The following is an 18498-nucleotide window of genomic DNA, read 5'->3' as shown; positions in this document are numbered from 1 at the left end:
AATGAAATTTCTGAAGCTGGTGGTAGGTGCGAGCATCGCGGTGCTGATCTTCCTGCTGATGCAGATGTCGACCACGCCCAAGGAGGCGGCCTCCGCATCGGACGGACAGCCGGCGGCGACGATGATTCGCGGCGTCCGCGTTTTCGACGGCGAGCGCGTCTGGCCCAAGGCCGATGTCGTCGTGCGTGATGGGCGGATCCAGGACATCGGCGAACACCTGGCGATGCCCGCTGATGCCGAAATCGTCGAAGGGCAGGGACGCACCTTGCTGCCGGGTCTGATCGACGCGCATGTGCATGCCTGGGGCGACGCCCGCAAGGATGCGCTGCGTTTCGGCGTGACCACCGAGCTCGACATGTTCACTGATTTCCACCAGCTCGCCGACGCCCGTCGCGAACGCGAAAGCCTGGCGGCGACCGATCGCGCCGACCTGTGGTCGGCCGGCACGCTCGCGACCGCGCCGGGCGGACACGGCACCGAATACGGCATGCAGATTCCCACCCTGACCACGCCCGCCGAAGCGCCGGCCTGGGTCGCCGCGCGCAAGGCCGAAGGGTCGGACTACATCAAGATCGTGCGCGAGGACCTGCACGTCTATACCGACGCACGGAAGATGCCCACACTCGATGCCGCGACCGCCGCGGCGCTGATCGCTGCCGCGCATGCGCAGGGCCTCAAGGCCGTGGTGCACGCGTCGGCGCAGGAGCAGGCGCGCGAATCCCTGCGCGATGGCATCGACGGCCTGGTGCATGTTTTCCAGGATGCGCCGGCCGACGACGCACTCATTCAGCTGGCCAAGCGCGACGGCGTGTTCTTCGTGCCGACCTTGACCGTGGTCGCCGGTTTCGCGGGCGAAAAAAGCACGCTGGCCACCGATCCGCGCATCGCGCCGTTTCTTTCCGCCGCCCAGACACAGACCCTGGCCTCGCGTTTGCCGATCGGCGACGCCAATCCAGCGCTGATCGCCAATGCCCGCGAAAGCGTGCGCCGTCTGCACGCCGCCGGCGTGATGCTGCTCGCCGGCACCGATGCGCCCAATCCGCACACGGCGCATGGCGCGGCCCTGCATGAGGAAATCGCCCAACTCGTCGCGGCCGGTCTCAGTCCGCAGGAGGCCCTGAAAGCAGCGACATCGCTGCCGGCTAAGGCCTTTGGACTATCCGATCGCGGCCGCATCGCGCGCGATCTGCGCGCCGATCTGGTGCTCGTCGACGGCGATCCGACCACGAACATCGAGGCCACGCGCGCGATCGTCACGATCTGGAAAAACGGCCGCCGCGTCGATCGCGATCCGGCGGCGAAGGCGGTGGCGGTGGCCGCACCGGCGTATCCGCCAGGCGTGATCAGCGGCTTCGACCAGGATCTCGCTGCCAAAGACGGTGGCCAGTGGATGCCGACCACCGATGAAATGGCCGGCGGCAGCTCCAAGGCCGAGCTCGTGCGCATCGATGGCGGTGCCGCCGGCAGCGCCGGCGCCCTGCGCATGCAGGGCGAGGTCGTGCTCGCTGGCAGCTGGCCCTGGGCTGGTGCGATGCTGCATCCCGGCACGCAGCCGATGCAGCCGGTGGATGTGTCGTCGCGGCAGGAACTCGTTTTCCAGGCGCGTGGCGATGGCCGCGAATACAGCGTCATGGTGTTCTCCGGCAACGATGCCCAGGCGCGACCGAGTATCGTCAACATCCATCCGGGCAAGGACTGGCAAACGCTGCGTCTGCCGCTGGCTGACTTCGCCGGCGCCGACCTGAGACAATTCCGCGCCGTGGCGATCACGGCCGGAGCACCGGCGGGACACTTCCAACTGGATGTGGACGCCGTGGAAATCCGCTAAGCACCGGTCTTCGGAGGCCACGTGTCGAATCCGCCATCCACCAAGACCGCCGACGAAGACGACCTGCATTCCAAGCCGTGGTTCGGCCTGGCCTACCTGATTTTCGTCTATCTGCCGCTGGTGTTCTGGCAGGACCGCCCGATGAAGGCGGTGCTCGCCAGCGCCATCGCAACAGTCGTGTTTCTGCCCTTGTATTTCGGCTTCTATCGCGTTGACGAACGCTACCGGCTGTGGATGGTGTTCGCCGTCGCGGCGGTCGGTTACGGGCTGATTCCTTTCAATCCCGGCGGCAATACCTTCATCATCTATGCGCTGGCGATGCTGGCGATCGCGGTGAGTGCGCGTCAGACGATCGTGCTCGCGGTGTTTTTCGTGTTGCTGATGGCGCTGGAATTCTGGTGGGTGATGCCCAGTCCGTTTCTCGCCCTGGGCTCGGTGGCCGTGGTCGCGGTGATCGGCACGATGGTCGTGGCCGGCAACATCTATTCGCGGGCGCGCTGGCGCCGCAATGCCGAACTGCGCCTGACCCAGGACGAGGTGCGACGCCTCGCGAGCATGGCCGAGCGCGAACGCATCGGTCGCGATCTGCACGATCTGCTCGGGCACACCCTGTCGGTGGTGGCGCTGAAAAGCGAACTCGCCGGCAAACTGCTCGACCGCGATGTCGAAGCCGCGCGCGCGCAGATCCATGAAGTCGAAACCGTCGCCCGGCAGGCGCTGGCGCAGGTGCGCGAAGCGGTCGCGGGTATTCGCGCGACCGGACTGCAGGCCGAACTGGCGTCCGCACGACTGGCTCTACTGTCGGCCGAAGTGCGTCTGGATCAGCGGCTCGCGCCGCTGGCGCTGGAGCCGAAAGTCGAACTCGCGTTGGCGATGATCGTGCGCGAGGCAGTCACCAATGTCATTCGCCATGCCGGCGCGCGTCAGGTCGATGTGGAACTGGTGCAGGAAGCGTCCGGCCTGCGCCTGGTCATCGCCGACGACGGTCGCGGTGGCGTCGATCGCGCCGGCAACGGCCTGGAAGGCATGCGCGAACGCGTGCGTGCGATCGCCGGCAGTCTCGAAATCGAAAGTCCGCCGGGCGGCGGTACGCGCCTGGTGCTGCGTGCGCCGTTGGCGCCGGAAAGGAGTGGCTCATGATTCGTCTGGTGCTCGCCGAGGATCAGGCGATGGTGCGCGGCGCGCTCGCCGCCTTGCTGGGCATGGAAAGTGATCTCGAGGTCGTGGCCGAGGCCGGTGACGGCGAAGCCGCCTGGCTCGCCGTGCAGACGCAGAAACCCGACCTGCTGGTGACCGACATCGAAATGCCCTGGTTGACCGGGCTCGATCTGGCCCTGCGGGTCAAGGAAGCAGATCTGCCCACGCGCGTGGTGATCCTGACCACGTTCGCGCGCGCCGGCTATCTGCGTCGCGCGCTCGACGCCGGCGTGCGCGGCTATCTGCTCAAGGACGCGCCTTCCGACCAGCTCGCAGCCGCGCTGCGGCAGGTGCACGCCGGCGGCCGGGCGATCGACCCGCAGCTGGCGGTGGCGGCCTGGGGCGACGAGGATCCGCTGACCGAGCGCGAGCGCGAAGTGCTGCGCCTGGCCGGCGAAGGCGTGAAAAGTGCCGAAATCGCCGAGCGCCTGAGCCTGTCCCAGGGCACCGTGCGCAACTATCTTTCCGAAGCGATCGGCAAGCTCGGCGCGGCCAACCGCATCGAGGCCTACCGGACCGCGCGCTCGAAAGGCTGGCTGTGATCCTTGCCGGGCGGGCAGGGGACGATGGCGCCCCGGGGCTCGCGAACGGATAATGCGCGCCCCTGGGCAGCGTGCCCGGTTCGCCGCTGTCCCGCCTTGAAGAAATCCGACTTCCATTTCGACCTGCCGCCCGAGCTCATCGCCCAGGCGCCCTTGCCCGTGCGCTCGGACAGCCGATTGCTGGTGGTGCCGCCATCCCCGGCGGCCTTCGCCGACCACGGCATGCGCGAGCTGCCGGCGTTCCTGCGGGCGGGCGACCTGCTCGTGTTCAACGACACCCGGGTGATCCCGGCGCGCTTGTTCGGCGTCAAGGAAACCGGCGGTCGCGTCGAGATCCTGCTCGAACGCATCACCGGTGCGCATGAAGTGCGTGCGCAGATCGGCGCGAGCAAATCACCCAAGCCCCAGTCGCGCATCACGCTCGACGAGGGCACGAAGCTGACCGTGCTCGGCCGCGACGGCGAGTTCTATCGCCTGCGCTTCGACACCGATGAGCCGATGGACAAGGTCCTGCTGCGCGCCGGTCGCATGCCGTTGCCGCCGTACATCGCGCGCGAAGCGGATATCAGCGACGACGAGCGCTACCAGACCGTGTTCGCGAAAAACCAGGGCGCCGTCGCCGCACCGACCGCCGGCCTGCATTTCGACGAGCCCTTGCTGGACCGGCTGCGGGCGCAGGGCGTGGAATTCGGTCATGTGACCCTGCACGTCGGCGCGGGCACTTTCCAGCCGATGCGCGCCGAATCACTCGACGAGCATGTGATGCATCGCGAATGGCTCAACGTCGGCGCCGAACTGTGCGCGCAGGTCGCGCGCGTGCGCGCCGCCGGCGGTCGCGTGATCGCGGTCGGCACGACGGTCGTGCGCGCGCTGGAGTCCGCGCTGCAGGGCGGCGAGCTCAAGCCCTTCGCCGGCGATACGCAGATCTTCATTTTCCCCGGCTACCGCATCCGCTCGATCGACGCGATGGTCACCAATTTCCATCTGCCGGAAAGCACGCTGCTGATGCTGGTTTCGGCGTTCGCGGGGCGGGAACGTATTCTCGAGGCTTACGCGCATGCGGTCCGCGAGAAATATCGCTTCTTCTCCTACGGCGACGCGATGTTGCTGTATCCATCTGCGTAGGAGCCAGCCTGCTGGCGATTCGCGCACCCTGTCGCCAGCAAGCTGGCGCCTACATTGAATGATTCTGGATGACCCGATGAGCCGCATGCAGTTCGAAAAATTCGCCCAAGATGGCAACGCGCGCCGCGGCAGGCTGACTTTTCCACGTGGGACGATAGAAACCCCTGCCTTCATGCCTGTGGGCACCTACGGCACGGTCAAGGCGATGAAACCGAGCGACATCGAGGCGATCGGTGCAGAAATCATCCTCGGCAATACCTTTCATCTTTTCCTGCGCCCGGGTCTGGACGTGATCTCCGCGCACGAGGGGCTGCACCGGTTCACCGGCTGGCAGCGGCCGATCCTCACCGATTCCGGCGGCTTCCAGGTCTGGTCCCTGGCCAAGCGCCGCAAGATCACCGAGCAGGGCGTGACCTTCGCCTCGCCGGTCGACGGATCGAAAGTCTTCCTCGGGCCCGAGGAGAGCATGAACATTCAGCGCGTGCTCGGCTCGGACATCGTGATGATCTTCGACGAGTGCACGCCGTATCCGGCGACGGAAAAGCAGGCGCGCGATTCGATGGAGCTGTCGCTGCGCTGGGCGGCGCGATCGAAGGCCGCGCATGCCGGCAACGACGCCGCGTTGTTCGGCATCGTGCAGGGCGGCACGTATCCGGAATTGCGCACGCGCTCGGCCGAAGGCCTGCAGGCGATCGGTTTCGACGGCTATGCGGTCGGCGGTCTGGCCGTCGGCGAGCCGGCGGCGGAACGCGAGCAAACCCTAGAGGCGATCTGCCCGCAGTTGCCGGAAGACAAGCCGCGCTACCTCATGGGCGTAGGCAAGCCCGAGGACATCGTCGAGGCCGTCGCGCGCGGCATCGACATGTTCGACTGCGTGATGCCGACCCGCAACGCGCGCAACGGCCATTACTTCACCCGTTTCGGCCAAGTGCGCATCCGCAACCAGAAGAACGAGAAGGACCTGCGCCCGATCGAACCCGGCTGCACCTGCCACGCCTGCGCCAACGGCTTCACCCGCGCCTACCTGCGCCACCTGGACAAGTGCAACGAGATCCTGGCGTCGATGCTGGCCACGATCCACAACCTGCACTACTACCAGCAGCTGATGCGCGAGATCCGCGCCGCGATCGAGGCCGGCCGCTTCGAGGCCTTCCGGACCGAGTTCTACGCCGCCCGGGCCCGCGGCGAGGACTGAATCCCTCCCGCCCCGGCCTCCAGGACGGGCCGGGGGCCGGCCGGCCCGGCCGGGGGAGGGCTATGGCATACTTGCCCGCTTTGACCCATCTGATCGGACCCGCAAGCCCATGTCCCTGCTCGATTTGCTGATTTCCCCCGCCGCCGCCCAGACCGCCGGCGCAGGCGCCCAGAGCCCGCTGCCCAGCTTCCTGTTGATGGGCGCCGTGTTGATCGGCATGTTCTTCATCGTCGTTCGCCCGCAGATGAAGCGCCAGAAAGAGCACCGCGACATGCTCGGCAAGCTCAACAAGGGCGATGAAGTGATCACCAGCGGCGGCATCGCCGGTCGCGTCGACGACATTGGCGAGAACTTCATCACGGTCGAGATCGCCGACGGCTTCAAGGTGAAACTGCAGAAAGGCGCGATCACGGCCGTTCTGCCCAAGGGTACGTTGAAGTCGGCCTGAGCCGTCCCCAACCCATAACATTCACGGCCTTCGGGCCTTAGCGGTTCTTGCCCATGCTCGATTTTCCCCGCTGGAAATATGTCCTCGTCGCCCTGGTGCTGCTGTTCGCTGCCCTGTACGCGATGCCCAACCTGTATCCGTCCGATCCGTCGGTGCAGATCTCGGCCAACAAGGGCACCACGCTCGACGCCAACCTGACCACGCGCGTGAAAGGTCTGCTCGATACGAGCCACATCCCGTACAAGTCGGCCGCGATCGAGGGCAAAAGCCTCATCGTCCGCCTGTCCGACGGCGACGTGCAGACCAAGGCCTCCGATCTGCTGCGTCCGGCGATGGGCGACAACTACACGGTCGCGCTGAACCTCGCGCCGACCGTCCCGCAATGGCTGCGTTCGATCGGTGCCAAACCGATGACCCTGGGCCTGGACTTGCAGGGCGGCGTGCACTTCCTCATGGAAGTCGACCAAGCGGCGGCGCGCGAAAAGCGCGAGAACGCCTACGTCGAAGACATCCGCGCCTCGCTGCGCGAGAAGACCATCCGCTACAGCGAAGTCAGCCGCAGCCCGGCCGGCATCCGCGTGCAGCTCAGCAGCCCGGCCGACAAGACCGCGGCGCAGAACCTGCTCAGCAGCCAGATGCCGAAGCTGCGTTTCGAGGACGTCGATGCCACCACGATCCGCGTCGTGGTCACGCCCGAAGAGCTCAAGGCGATCGCCGACGGCGCGATCGAGCAGAACGTCAGCACGCTGCGCAACCGCATCAACGGCCTCGGCGTCGCCGAGCCGATCATCCAGCGTCAGGGCAGCAACCGCATCGTCGTGCAGCTGCCGGGCGTGCAGGACACCGCCGGCGCCAAGCTGGCGCTCGGCGCAACCGCGACCCTGGAATTCCGCGCCGTCGTCGATGGCGATGCCGCGACGATGCTTAAGTCCGGCACGGTGCCTGCTGATGCCCGCGTGTACTACCAGGTCACCCCGGACGGTCAGCGCAGCCCGATCCTGCTGTCCAAGCGTCTGCTCGTGTCGGGTGACCAGCTCGTCGATGCGACGCCGCAGGTGAACCAGGAAGACGGTCGTCCGTCGGTCAGCATCAAGCTCGACAGCGCCGGCGGCAAGCGCATGCTCGATCACACGCTGGAGAACGTCGGCAACCGCCTCGGCATCGTCTATGTCGAGCGCACCCCGGTCACGACCCTGGTCGATGGCAAGGAAGTGCGTTCGTCGAAGATCGATGAGCGCGTGATCAGCGCCTCGACGATCCAGGGCGTGTTCGGCAAGGACTTCCAGACCACCGGTCTGAGCCAGGACGAGGCTGCTGCGCTGGCCAAGCAGCTCAAGGCCGGCGCGCTTGCCGCGCCCGTCGACATCGTTGAGGAACGCGTCATCGGTCCCTCGCTCGGTGCCGCCAACATCGCCGCCGGCCGCAAGGCCGTCGAGATCGGCTTCCTGCTGGTCTGCGGCCTGATGATTCTCTACTACCGCGTGTTCGGCGTGATCTCGGTGCTGTCGCTGTTCACCAACCTGGTGCTGCTGACGGCCGTGCTGTCGCTGCTCGGCGCGACGATGACCATGCCCGGTATCGCCGGCATCGTGCTGACCCTGGGCATGGCGATCGACGGCAACGTGCTGATCAACGAACGAATACGCGAAGAGTTGCGCGTGGGGAATTCGCCGATCGCCAGCATCAAGGCCGGTTACGAGCGCGCCTGGACCGTCATCCTCGACTCCAACGTCGCCAAGATCATCGCCGCTATCGCGCTGTTCTCGTTCGGCTCCGGCCCGGTGCGCGGCTTCGCCGTGGTGCTGTTCCTCGGTGTACTGACCTCGATGTTCACTTCCGTCACGGTCAGCCGTGCCCTGTCCACGCTGGTCTACGGTCACGGCCGCAAGATCAAGAGCGTCTCCGTCGGAGGCGGGTTCTAAGCCATGGAATTCTTCAATCCCAATAGCAACGTCAACTTCATGGGCATCCGCCGCTGGACGGTGGGTCTGTCCGTGCTGCTGTTCCTCGCCTCCATCGTTTCGCTGTCCACGCGCGGCCTGAACCTGGCGCTCGACTTCACTGGCGGCACGCTGGTCGAGGTCATCTACGCCAAGCCGACCGAGCAGTCCGCGGTGACCGCATCCCTCGCCAAGATCGGCATGGAAAAGGCGGTCGTGCAGCGTTTCGACTCGACCAACTACGCCGTCCGCCTGTCGCCCAAGGAAGTGGCCGAGCTTGCCGAAGCCGTGCATGCCCAGCCGGGCGACAGCACCAGCCTGGATTCGCGCAATTCGCAGATCGCCACCAACCTCATCAAGGCATTGACCGCCGACGGCGCGCAGGTGACCAAGAAGCGAAGTGAGTACGTCGGTCCGCAGGTCGGCAACGATCTCGCCTGGGGCGGCCTGGTGGCCGTCGTGGTCGTCCTGGTCGGCATCATGATCTACATCATGATGCGCTTCGAACTGAAGTTCGCGATCGCGACCGTGGTGACGGAACTGCACGACGTCGTGCTCACGCTCGGCTTCTTCTCGCTGACCGGCATGGAGTTCGATCTGGCGGTGCTTGCCGCGATCCTGGCGGTCGACGGCTACTCGGTGAACGACACGATCGTGGTGTTCGACCGCGTCCGCGAACTGTTCAAGACCACGCGCAACCTGCAGCCGATCGAAGTGCTCAACAAGGCGATCAACTCGACCCTGTCGCGTACGATCATGACCTCCTTGGCGACGGCGCTGACGGTCGTGGCCCTGTTCCTGTTCGGCGGCCCGACCCTGAAGGGCTTCTCCTCGGCCCTGCTGATCGGCATCGTGGTCGGCACCCTGTCCTCGATCTTCTTCGCGAACCCGCTGCTGCTGTGGCTGGGCGTGACCAAGCAGGACCTGATGCCCAAGGCCAAGGAAGACGCGGAACTCGCACGCCGGCCCTGACCGGCAGCGTTCCGGGCAAAGAAAAAGCCGCGCAGATGCGCGGCTTTTTTGTGGGCATCCGGCGACGGTCGATCAGGTGAACGCGGCCGCGTAGCCCGACTGCACGATCGCCTTCTGCAGCACCTCGCACAGCTTGAGGTTGCCCGCAACCATCTGGCTGGCGTTGAGGATCTGCTCGCCGCGGCCACGGAAATCGCAGACGCGGCCACCGGCCTCGCGCACCAGCAACATGCCGGCGGCGACATCCCAGGCTTTCACGCCCGCTTCGAAATACCCGTCGGCGCGGCCGCAGGCGACATAGGCCAGGTCCAGCGCGGCCGAACCGGTGCGGCGAATGTCTTCGGCTTCCGTCAGCAGCGTCTTGATCGTGTCCAGCTGGATGTCCAGCCGCGCGCGTTCGCGCGGCGGGAAGCCCGTAATCAGCAGGCTGCCGGTCAGATCCTTGCGGTCGCCGATGCGCAGCTTCTTGTCGTTGAGCAGGGCGCCGTTGCCGCGGCTGGCGGTGAACAGCTCGTTGCGCAGCGGATCGAAGATCACCGCGTCGGTCGGTTCGCCGTTTTCCACCAGCGCGATCGAGACGCAGAAATGCGGCAGGCCGCGCAGGTAGTTGGACGTGCCATCGAGCGGATCGATGACGAAGGTCTGGCGACCCTTGCCCATCGAGCCCGATTCCTCCGCCAAAATGGCGTAGTCGGGATAGGCGCGGCGCAATTCCTTGATGATTTCGGCTTCGGCGAGCGAGTCGACCTCGCTGGCGTAATCCTGGCGGCCCTTCTCGAACACGTTGAGACTGTCGAGCTTGCCCATGTGGCGCAGGATCACGTTGCCCGCCTGGCGGGCAGCCTTGACCATGACGTTGACGACAGGTTTTTGCATACCGTTCGCGTCCAGAATTCCGCTGAATTGATGAAGAGCCATGCCGGGTCGGTGCCCGAGCGGTGGGCATGATACCAGACGGGGCCTGGAGCCTGGGCTCCATGGGCCTGTCCGGCAGCCACGCCGCTACAATACCGGCATGAACGACGCACTCAAGATCGTCCTGGTCGGCACCCAGCACCCGGGAAATATCGGTTCCGCAGCGCGGGCCATGAAGACGATGGGGCTGTCCCGGCTCGCCTTGGTCACCCCGGAAAAATTCCCGCATCCCGAGGCCTATGCCCTCGCGGCCGGCGCCAACGACCTGCTCGACGTGGCCGAAGTCCATCCGACGCTGGCCAGTGCGCTCGCCGATTGCCGCTTCGTCATGGGCACCACTGCACGCAAGCGCACGGTGACCATGCCCGAACTGCCGCCGCGCGAGGCCGCGCAGCGCTTGCTCGCAGCGCAGGCGCTGGGCCCGGTCGCGCTGGTGTTCGGACGCGAACGCACGGGGCTGGAAAACGACGAACTGCAGCTGTGTCATGCGGCCGTGTGCATTCCCGCCAACCCCGACTACAGCTCGCTCAATCTCGCCGCCGCCGTGCAGGTGTTGGCCTACGAACTGCGTCTGGCCGCGCTCGAGGGCGCCGGTGCTTCGCTGCCGGGCCCCGCCGATCCGGACGAGCGCCCGGCGACGCATGCGGAGATGGAAGGCTTCTTCCAGCATTTCGGCGAATTGCTCGACGACATCGATTTCCACAAGGGCCGGCCGCCGGACATGATCAGCCAGCGCCTGCGCCGGCTGTTCCTGCGGGCGCAGCCCGAGCCCCGCGAACTGCGCATCCTGCGCGGGATTTTTTCCGACACGCAGCGTCTGCTCAAGAAGCCCTGAGCGATGCGTCCGGCCGGGCTATCGGTTAGGCTTGGCGATCAGGCGGACACGGGGTTGCGGATGATCTTGCGGGGCACGGAATGCCGATGAACATCAGGCTGGGGCTGCGTGGACAGCTCCTGGCGGTGCTCGCGCTCCTCGTGCTGCTCGTGCTCGCCGTGGCCTTCGCGCTGTGGCGCGGCGAGGAGAGCAATCGTCGCCAGGTCATCGCGCATTCCAACGCCGCGATGCTCGCTCTGGCCAAGGACAATCTCCAACGTCGCGGCGAGCAGCTCGCGGGCCAGTTCGCCAAGTCCGTCGCCGTGCCCATGGCGAGCGCCGATGTCGCGCGCATCGCGGTCGTCACGCGCGCGACCCTGCATCAGCCCGACGTCGAATACGTCATCGTCTACGACCAGCAGGGCCGCATCCTCGACGACGGCGGCGACGGCAGCCATGTCGGCCAGCCGATGGTCGATCCACTCGCCGACGCCGCCCTGGCCGCGAGCGCATTGAAACTGCAGTGGACGGACAACTTGCTGGACGTCTCCGCGCCGGTGCTCGGCGACGGTCGTCGGCTCGGCGGCGTACGCGTGGGCCTGGTCAACAACAAGCCCAGCGCCGCCCAGGCGCGCATCCTTGCGCCGCTGAACGTGCATCTGCACGAAGCCAGCGCGCAGCACCGTCGCTGGCTCGCGATCGCACTGGCCGGCCTGCTGCTGACCAGCGCACTGGCGGTGTACGTGCTCGAACGGCGCATCCTTGCGCCGATACGCGCGCTGGCCCATACGATGGAAGAGCGCGAGCCCGACCAGGAAAAGGCCGTCGTCATCGACACCGCGCGCGCCGATGAGATCGGCGACCTGTTCCGCGCCTTCTCGCGCATGAGCGCCGGCGTCGCGCGGCACGATCGCGAAATCCGCCGCATGGCCTACACCGATCCGTTGACCGGCCTGTCGAATCGCCTGGCCTTCCGCGAGGCGCTCGACGATCGTCTGCTGACCCTGCATGCGAACAGCGGCGAATTGGCCTTGTTGTTCATCGACCTCGACGATTTCAAGCGCGTCAACGATACCCTCGGTCACGAAGTCGGCGACGACGTGTTGAGCCAGCTGTCGGTACGCGTGCGCGTCGCGCTCGAAAGTCACGGCGCCAAGGGTTCGGAGATCGCGCGTTTCGGCGGAGACGAATTCATCGTGCTTTTCCTCGGCGACGATATCCGCGCCACGTCGGCGCGTCTGGCCGAAGCATTGATCGAGGAAATCCAACGCCCGCTCGTGCTGCAGGGAAAGCAGGTATTCCTGGGTGCGTCGGTCGGTATCACGCTGTTCCCGTTTGATGCCAGCAATGCCGGGCAGTTGCTCAAGAACGCCGACATCGCGATGTACCAGGCCAAGGTCGCCGGCAAGAACTGCTACCGCTTCTATAGCCGCGCGATGGACCAGGCCGTCGAGCGCCGCGTGCAGCTCGAGCAGGAACTGCGCGGCGCCTGGGAGCGCGGCGAGCTGACCGTGCTTTACCAGCCGATCTTCCATCTCACCGATGGCCGCATCACCGGCGCCGAGGCCCTGCTGCGCTGGCAGCATCCGCGCCTGGGCATGGTGCCACCCTCGGTGTTCATCGAGGTCGCCGAGCAAAGCGGTCTCATCGAAGTGCTCGGCCGCCATGTGCTCGAAACCGCCTGCCACGACGCCGCGCAATGGTCGCAGGCCGCGGGCGCGAAACCCTTCGTGTCGGTGAACATCTCGCCGCGCCAGCTGCGCAGCGGCGAATTGCCGGACGTGGTCGGCCACTCGCTGAAAACATCCGGCCTGCTGCCGCAGCAGCTGCACCTGGAGCTGACCGAAACCGCCGTGCTCAGCGATGAGGCCCAGGCGAGCGCCTTGCTCTCGCGCGTGCGCGCAACCGGCGTGAAAGTCTGGCTCGATGATTTCGGCACCGGTTTTTCCGGCCTCAGCCATCTGCGCCGCGTGCCGGTCGATGGCGTGAAGATCGATCGCAGCTTCGTCGCCGACGTATTGCGCGATCCCGACGATCTGGCCCTGACCACCGCGATCATCGCGATGGCACATTCGCTCGGCATCACCGTCGTTGCCGAGGGCATCGAGACCGAAGGCCAGTACGCGATCCTGCGCGAGCGCGGCTGCGATCAGGGGCAGGGTTTCTGGCTGGGCCGGCCGATGTCGGCCGACGATCTTGCGCGCAAGTTCCAGGATGCACCGATCAGCTGATCGGCCGGTTCGTCTGCGGGCTTACGACTGCAGCCAGTGCAGCGCGTCCATGCACATCTTCGTGACCGTGCCCGAGAAGCCCGCAACGACGACGATCTCCGCGACGCCCAGACCCCAGGCGATCAACATGAGCCGACCATCGCGTTCGATCAGCGCGAAGGCGAACGAAAGCAGGATCAGACCGAACGGATAATTGGTCAGCGGCAGGGGCAGGGCGAGTGCGATGCCCAGCAGCAACAGCAGCAGACCGGTGAACGCATGCGCGGCCGGGTGCAGGAACATGCCTTCGTTGCGCGGACGCGTGAGCTTCTCGATGCGTCCGAGCCATTTGCCCATGCGGTTGCGAAAACCCGCGAGCGTGTGCCGGTGGATCTTGCGACGTGCGAGGAAACCCGGAAGCCAGGGGTGTTCGAAGCGCATCAGGAACTGCAGGCCGATCAGGGCGACGAACGCGCCGCTGACGCCGCCGACGCCGACCGGCAGCGGAATGAAGCAGGGCAGCATCACCAGCAGCAGGAACAGGCCGAAGCTGCGCTCGCTGAAGCGATCGAGCAACTCGGCGAAGGTCACCACCTCGTCCGGATCGCCTTCGGCGAGCTGGTCGACGAGGGCGCGGGTGCTGGGTGGGGGGATGCGTGCGGTCATTGGTCAGTTTTGGGGGTCAATGCCGCGGCTTCAAGTTCAAGTCTCGTTTTCGGCGCGTGACAGCAGTGTGCGCGCGACCAGCAACTTGTCGATGCGGGCGCCGTCGAGATCGACGACCTCGATGCGCCAGCCTTTCCAGTCGAAATGCTCGCCCGCGTGCGGGATGCGGCCGTAGTGCGCGATGGTCATGCCGGCGACGGTGGTGAAATCGTGGTCGTCTTCGCCGGGCAGGGCCTGCAGCGCCAGCAGTTCGCGGAATTCCTCGATCGACAGGCGGCCGTCGACGAGCCAGCTGCCGTCGTCGCGTTCGACCACCAGCGCCTCGTCGTCGTCGTTTTCGAGCTCGTGCACGCGGCCGAGCACCGCGCCGAGCAGATCGTTGAGCGTGACCAGGCCCTGGATGTCACCGTATTCGTCTACGACCAGGGCGAGCGTCTGCTGTTCCTCGCGGAAGATGTCGAGCAGCTTGAGAGCATTGGTCGAATCGGAAACGAACAGCGCCGTGCCAAGCTTGGCGAACAAGTCGGCCGGGGGATCGCTGTCGATCAAGCCGGCGAGATGCTTGGCCTCGAGTATGCCCAGCACTTCGGTGTCGCCGCCGCGGTAGACCGGATAGCGCGCGAGTGGCGTTTCCCGCATCGTGGCGAGGTTCTCCTCGCGATCGGCATCGGCATCGAGCCAGACGATGCGGATGCGCGGCGTCATCAGCGATTCGGCACTGCGATCGCCCAGGCGCAGCACGCGGTTGAGCATGTTGCGTTCGTCGGCGTCGATGACGCCCTGTTCGTGGCTTTCCGCGACCAGGTGGCGGATTTCTTCTTCCGTCACTTTTTCTTCGGCCAGTGCGCCCTGGCCGATCAGTCGCATCAGCAGGCGCGTGCTGGCCGTGAGGATGTAGACGAACGGCTTGGCCACCAGGGCCAGGAAGCTCATCGGCAGGGCCACCGCCTTCGCGATAGGTTCCGGGCGCAGCGTGCCCAGTCGCTTGGGCACGAGTTCGCCGAGCACGACGGTAATGAACAGGATCAGGCCGAAGCTCAAGGCCAGCGAGATGCGGTGCGCGTACGGCGCGATCAGCGCGAACTGCGACAGCGGCACTTCCAGATGGGCTGCCAGCGACTCACCGCCGTACGAACCGGTCAGCAGGCCAAGCAGGGTGATCCAGACCTGCACCGCGGACAGGAAATTTTCCGGATGCTCGGCCAGCTCGATCGCCTTGGCAGCACCGCGGCTGTCCTTGGCCATGTCCTTGAGCCGCGCCTTGCGCGAGGTGATCACGGCCATCTCCGACATCGCGAAGAAGCCGCTCATCAACACCAGGATCAGTACTACGAATAGTTCGAGCATGCGTTTGGGTCAGCTGAAGTGACGCGCGTTGATCCACAGATGGGTGAAGATGCTGGCGATGTAGCCCAGCGCGATCGCCCAGGTCCATTTTAGATGACTCATGAAAGTGTAGCGTCCGCGCGAGACACCCATCAGCGCCACGCCCGCCGCCGATCCGACCGACAACAGGCTGCCGCCGACGCCGGCCGTCAGCGTGATCAGCAGCCACTGGCCGTGGTCCATCGCTGGATTCATCTGCAGGACCGCGTACATGATCGGGATATTGTCGACGATCGCCGACAGGGTGCCGAGCGCGACGTTGGCGCCGGTCGGCCCGAGCTGGCCGTACAGCCCGGTCGACATCAGCTGTAGGAAGCCCATCGTCGCCAGTCCGCCTACGCAAAGCAGCACGCCGTAGAAGAACAGCAAGGTGTCCCATTCGGCCTGGGCGATGAGTTCGAAGACGTTGTAGCGGCCGCCGTCGCGCGCACCGGTCCTGGCATCGCGACGCTGGATGAAAAATCCCTGCAGCTTGAGCAAGGCCAGCCCAGCCATCATTCCGAACACCGGCGGCATATGCAGGAACTGCTTGCCCGCGACGGTGAGGGCGATGGTCACCGCAAACAGTCCGCAGATGAACCAGCCGCCGTATTTTACTTCGGCGTCGTCGCGCCCGGGCGGCGGTGAGCCCGGCGGCAGGGCAAAATGCAGGATCAGCGCCGGCACCAGCCAGTTCACCACGGATGGAATGAACAGGCTGAAGAATTCGAAGAATTCCACGCGGTGCGCCTGCCAGACCATCAAGGTGGTGATGTCGCCGAAAGCGCTCCAGGCCCCGCCGGCATTGGCCGCGACAACGAGGTTGATGAAGCCCAGGGTGATGAATCGCAGGTTGCCCGCGCCGACGGCCATGATCACCGCCGACATGATCAATGCCGTGGTCAGGTTGTCGAGCACCGCCGACAGGAAGAACGAAATCACGCCGGTGATCCAGAACAGCTGCCGGTAACCGAAGCCGCGGCTCACCAGGGTCGCGCGCAGGGACTCGAACACATTGCGCTCGGTCATCGCCGCGACGAAGGTCATCGCGACGATCAGAAAAAAGAACAGCTCGGCGAACTCCAGGAAGATATGCCGGAATGCATTCGCCGCGAAATCGGCCGGCATGCCCGGCGTGTTCGCCCCGTACCAGGCGATCAGGCCCCAGATGACGGCCGCGCCCAGCATGACCGGCTTGGACTTGCGCAGGTGCAGGCGCTCCTCGAGGACGACGAGCAGGTAGGCGATCACGAAGACCGCCACGGCGATCAGGCCCAGTGGATGTCCGGTCAAATCGACGCTCGGCGCGCTCCCGGCGTGGGCCAGGGCCGGCAGGGGCAGGCAGGTCAGGCCAAGGGCCAGGACGCGTCCGACAACAGGGGCAGGGGACATTCGGGGCGGATGGGGCGCGGAATACACGCCACAAGCATACACGCAGGCCCGGACAAGCCCGCTGCTGTCATCTCCGGGTAAACTAAGCGTCATGTGCCGGGCGGTCCGGCGGAACCAGGGGCGGCGCGATGTTTTCTCTCCAGACCATCTTCGGCAAAGGCGACAAGTTCTACGGATTGCTCGAATCCAGTGCCGCCGCGGCCCGTGAGAGCACCCGGGCCCTGATCGAGCTACTGGACACCGCCCCGGCCCAGCGTTCGCTCGAGAAGTTCAAGCTGGCCCGCCAGCGCGAGAAGGCCCTGGCCGCACAGATCAGCCAGGAGCTGGTCAATACTTTCGTGACCGCACTCGAGCGCGAGGACATCGATGCGCTGTCGAGCGCGCTGTACAAGATCCCGAAAATCGTCGAGAAATTCGCCGAGCGCTACACCCTGGCCTCCGAGCGGCTGGGCGACGTCGATTTCGCCTCGCGCGCGCAGATGCTCGAGCGCGCCTGCGAAGTCATCGAACAGATGGTCGGCCTGCTGCGCCAGGGCATGAACATCGACACCAGCAAGGCCCTCAACGACAAGATGCAGGCGATCGAGGCCGAAGCCGACCGCCTGATCCTGGAGCTGTACCGCGATGCCTACGCGCGCGAGACCGATCCGATGCGTTACCTGATCCTCAAGGACCTGTTCGAACTGCTGGAAAAAGCCATCGACCGCTGCCGCGACGCCGGCAACGTGGTGCACCAGGTCGTCCTGAAGAACTCCTGAGGAGCAGCCCGTGTTGACCCTGCTCCTGCTCGTCATTGCGACGGCGTTGGTGTTCGAATTCATCAACGGCTTCCACGACACCGCCAATTCCATCGCCACGGTCGTCGCCACCAAGGTGCTGACGCCGACGCAGGCGGTGATGATGGCGGCGGCCACCAACCTCATCGGCGCGTTCTACGGCACGGCCGTGGCCAAGACCATTTCCTCGGGCCTGGTCGACGCGGAAGTCGTCAACGTCACCTCGCAGGTCATCATCTGCGCGCTGACCGGCGGCATCGCCTGGAATCTGTTCACCTGGTGGCTGGGCTTGCCGTCTTCGTCGAGTCACGCATTGATCGGCGGCATCTGCGGCGCCGGTCTCGCGGCGGCCGACAACAACTGGCATGCCTTGATCTGGGCCAAGACCGGCGAAAGCCTGGCCAAGAACAGCGGCCTGTACTGGAAAGTCGTCGTGCCGATGATCTCCTCGCCGGTCGCGGGCTTCCTGCTCGGCGTGATCATCATGGGCGGCCTCATGGCCCTGATCAGCAGCATGAACAATGCCGGCGGCTGGCTCGGACGTATTTCCCGGCCGCGCTGGGTGAACGCGGTGTTCGGCAAGGCGCAGATCCTCAGCGCCGGCTACATGGGCTTTGCGCACGGCACCAACGACGCGCAGAAAACCATGGGCGTGATCGCGCTGGCGCTATTCGGTGCGCAGGCCTCGGGCACGCTGGACAATTTGCCGTCGTGGCTGGCCTTCCTGCATCCGGACGGCGGCAAGGATCAGATCGACAAGTGGATCGTGGTGAGCTGCGCGCTGGTCATGGCTGCCGGCACGGCGATGGGCGGCTGGCGCATCATCAAGACGCTCGGTCACAAGATGATCAAGCTGCATCCGATCAATGGATTCGCCGCAGAAACGAGTTCGGCGACGATCCTCGTGGCGGCGGCGCATTTCGGCATGCCGGTGTCGACGACGCACAGTATTTCGACCGCGATCATGGGCGTGGGCTTCGCCAAGAATCCGCGCGCGCTGAAGTGGTCGGTGATCGAGCGCATCGTCTGGGCGTGGATCCTGACGATCCCCGCCGCCGGCGGCATCGCCTACGGCCTGGTGCGTCTGCTCAAGTCACAGGGCTGGGCCTGATC

The 18498-nt window shown here is 65.8% G+C and carries 16 protein-coding genes; 12 read left to right on the top strand and 4 right to left on the bottom strand.

Features of this window, described 5'->3' with window-relative positions; translation table 11 throughout:
• Position 1 precedes the first annotated feature (1 nt).
• From G467_RS15860 to secF, 8 genes are all read left to right on the top strand, one after another.
• Positions 2-1828: a CIA30 family protein gene (locus tag G467_RS15860; RefSeq protein ID WP_022969094.1), complete on the top strand. Its 1827-nt coding sequence runs from the start codon at positions 2-4 to the stop codon at positions 1826-1828.
• Between the two features lie 21 nt (positions 1829-1849).
• A complete protein-coding gene (locus G467_RS15855; protein ID WP_022969093.1) occupies positions 1850-2968 on the top strand; it encodes a sensor histidine kinase in 1119 nt (372 codons plus the stop codon).
• The gene (locus G467_RS0107355; protein WP_022969092.1) at positions 2965-3567 is read left to right on the top strand and encodes a response regulator transcription factor; all 603 of its coding nucleotides are present in this window, start codon (positions 2965-2967) and stop codon (positions 3565-3567) included. Before G467_RS15855 ends, G467_RS0107355 begins: the two co-directional genes overlap by 4 nt.
• Positions 3568-3663: 96 nt before the next feature.
• Positions 3664-4692: a tRNA preQ1(34) S-adenosylmethionine ribosyltransferase-isomerase QueA gene (gene queA, locus G467_RS0107350; RefSeq protein WP_022969091.1), complete on the top strand. Its 1029-nt coding sequence runs from the start codon at positions 3664-3666 to the stop codon at positions 4690-4692.
• Between the two features lie 76 nt (positions 4693-4768).
• The gene (tgt, locus tag G467_RS0107345; protein ID WP_026802465.1) at positions 4769-5887 is read left to right on the top strand and encodes a tRNA guanosine(34) transglycosylase Tgt; all 1119 of its coding nucleotides are present in this window, start codon (positions 4769-4771) and stop codon (positions 5885-5887) included.
• A gap of 109 nt (positions 5888-5996) precedes the next feature.
• Positions 5997-6335 (top strand): preprotein translocase subunit YajC, encoded by a 339-nt coding sequence (yajC, locus tag G467_RS0107340; RefSeq protein WP_022969089.1) that lies wholly within the window; start codon positions 5997-5999, stop codon positions 6333-6335.
• Positions 6336-6388: 53 nt separating this feature from the next.
• Positions 6389-8257 carry a protein translocase subunit SecD gene (secD, locus tag G467_RS0107335; protein ID WP_022969088.1) on the top strand — a complete coding sequence of 623 codons (1869 nt, stop codon included), beginning with the start codon at positions 6389-6391 and terminating at the stop codon, positions 8255-8257.
• A 3-nt stretch (positions 8258-8260) separates the two neighbouring features.
• Positions 8261-9247, top strand: coding sequence for a protein translocase subunit SecF (gene secF, locus G467_RS0107330; RefSeq protein WP_022969087.1), 987 nt, complete (start codon positions 8261-8263; stop codon positions 9245-9247).
• Between the two features lie 72 nt (positions 9248-9319).
• On the opposite strand, the gene G467_RS0107325 is transcribed toward secF, so the two are convergent.
• Positions 9320-10123 (bottom strand): inositol monophosphatase family protein, encoded by an 804-nt coding sequence (locus G467_RS0107325; RefSeq protein ID WP_022969086.1) that lies wholly within the window; start codon positions 10121-10123, stop codon positions 9320-9322.
• A 139-nt stretch (positions 10124-10262) separates the two neighbouring features.
• Here G467_RS0107325 and G467_RS0107320 point away from each other — a divergent pair, with 139 nt between their 5' ends.
• Together G467_RS0107320 and G467_RS0107315 are read left to right on the top strand one after the other, a co-directional pair.
• On the top strand, positions 10263-10997 hold the full coding sequence (locus G467_RS0107320) for an RNA methyltransferase (protein WP_022969085.1): 735 nt from the start codon (positions 10263-10265) through the stop codon (positions 10995-10997).
• A gap of 86 nt (positions 10998-11083) precedes the next feature.
• Positions 11084-13207, top strand: coding sequence for a putative bifunctional diguanylate cyclase/phosphodiesterase (locus G467_RS0107315; RefSeq protein WP_169512590.1), 2124 nt, complete (start codon positions 11084-11086; stop codon positions 13205-13207).
• A gap of 21 nt (positions 13208-13228) precedes the next feature.
• Here the strand turns inward: G467_RS0107315 and G467_RS0107310 are convergent, their stop codons facing one another.
• The 3 genes from G467_RS0107310 to nhaD are packed head-to-tail and all read right to left on the bottom strand — an operon-like array spanning position 13229 to position 16609.
• Entirely contained in the window at positions 13229-13852 is a 624-nt protein-coding gene (locus tag G467_RS0107310; RefSeq protein ID WP_022969083.1) for an exopolysaccharide biosynthesis protein, read from the bottom strand.
• A gap of 36 nt (positions 13853-13888) precedes the next feature.
• Positions 13889-15199: a hemolysin family protein gene (locus G467_RS0107305; RefSeq protein ID WP_022969082.1), complete on the bottom strand. Its 1311-nt coding sequence runs from the start codon at positions 15197-15199 to the stop codon at positions 13889-13891.
• Positions 15200-15208: 9 nt separating this feature from the next.
• Positions 15209-16609, bottom strand: a complete 1401-nt coding sequence (gene nhaD, locus G467_RS0107300) for a sodium:proton antiporter NhaD (protein WP_022969081.1) — start codon at positions 16607-16609, stop codon at positions 15209-15211.
• A 128-nt stretch (positions 16610-16737) separates the two neighbouring features.
• On the opposite strand from nhaD, the gene G467_RS0107295 reads away from it, so the two are divergent.
• Together G467_RS0107295 and G467_RS0107290 are read left to right on the top strand one after the other, a co-directional pair.
• The gene (locus G467_RS0107295) at positions 16738-17367 is read left to right on the top strand and encodes a DUF47 domain-containing protein (RefSeq protein ID WP_022969080.1); all 630 of its coding nucleotides are present in this window, start codon (positions 16738-16740) and stop codon (positions 17365-17367) included.
• Positions 17368-17377: 10 nt separating this feature from the next.
• On the top strand, positions 17378-18496 hold the full coding sequence (locus G467_RS0107290; protein ID WP_022969079.1) for an inorganic phosphate transporter: 1119 nt from the start codon (positions 17378-17380) through the stop codon (positions 18494-18496).
• The last annotated feature ends 2 nt before the right edge of the window (positions 18497-18498 follow it).

Source organism: Arenimonas oryziterrae DSM 21050 = YC6267, from assembly GCF_000420545.1.
In the GTDB taxonomy this organism is placed as follows: Bacteria; Pseudomonadota; Gammaproteobacteria; order Xanthomonadales; family Xanthomonadaceae; genus Arenimonas; species Arenimonas oryziterrae.
Note: the sequence above shows the minus strand (reverse complement) of the source record. Positions and strands in the feature narration are given on the sequence as shown.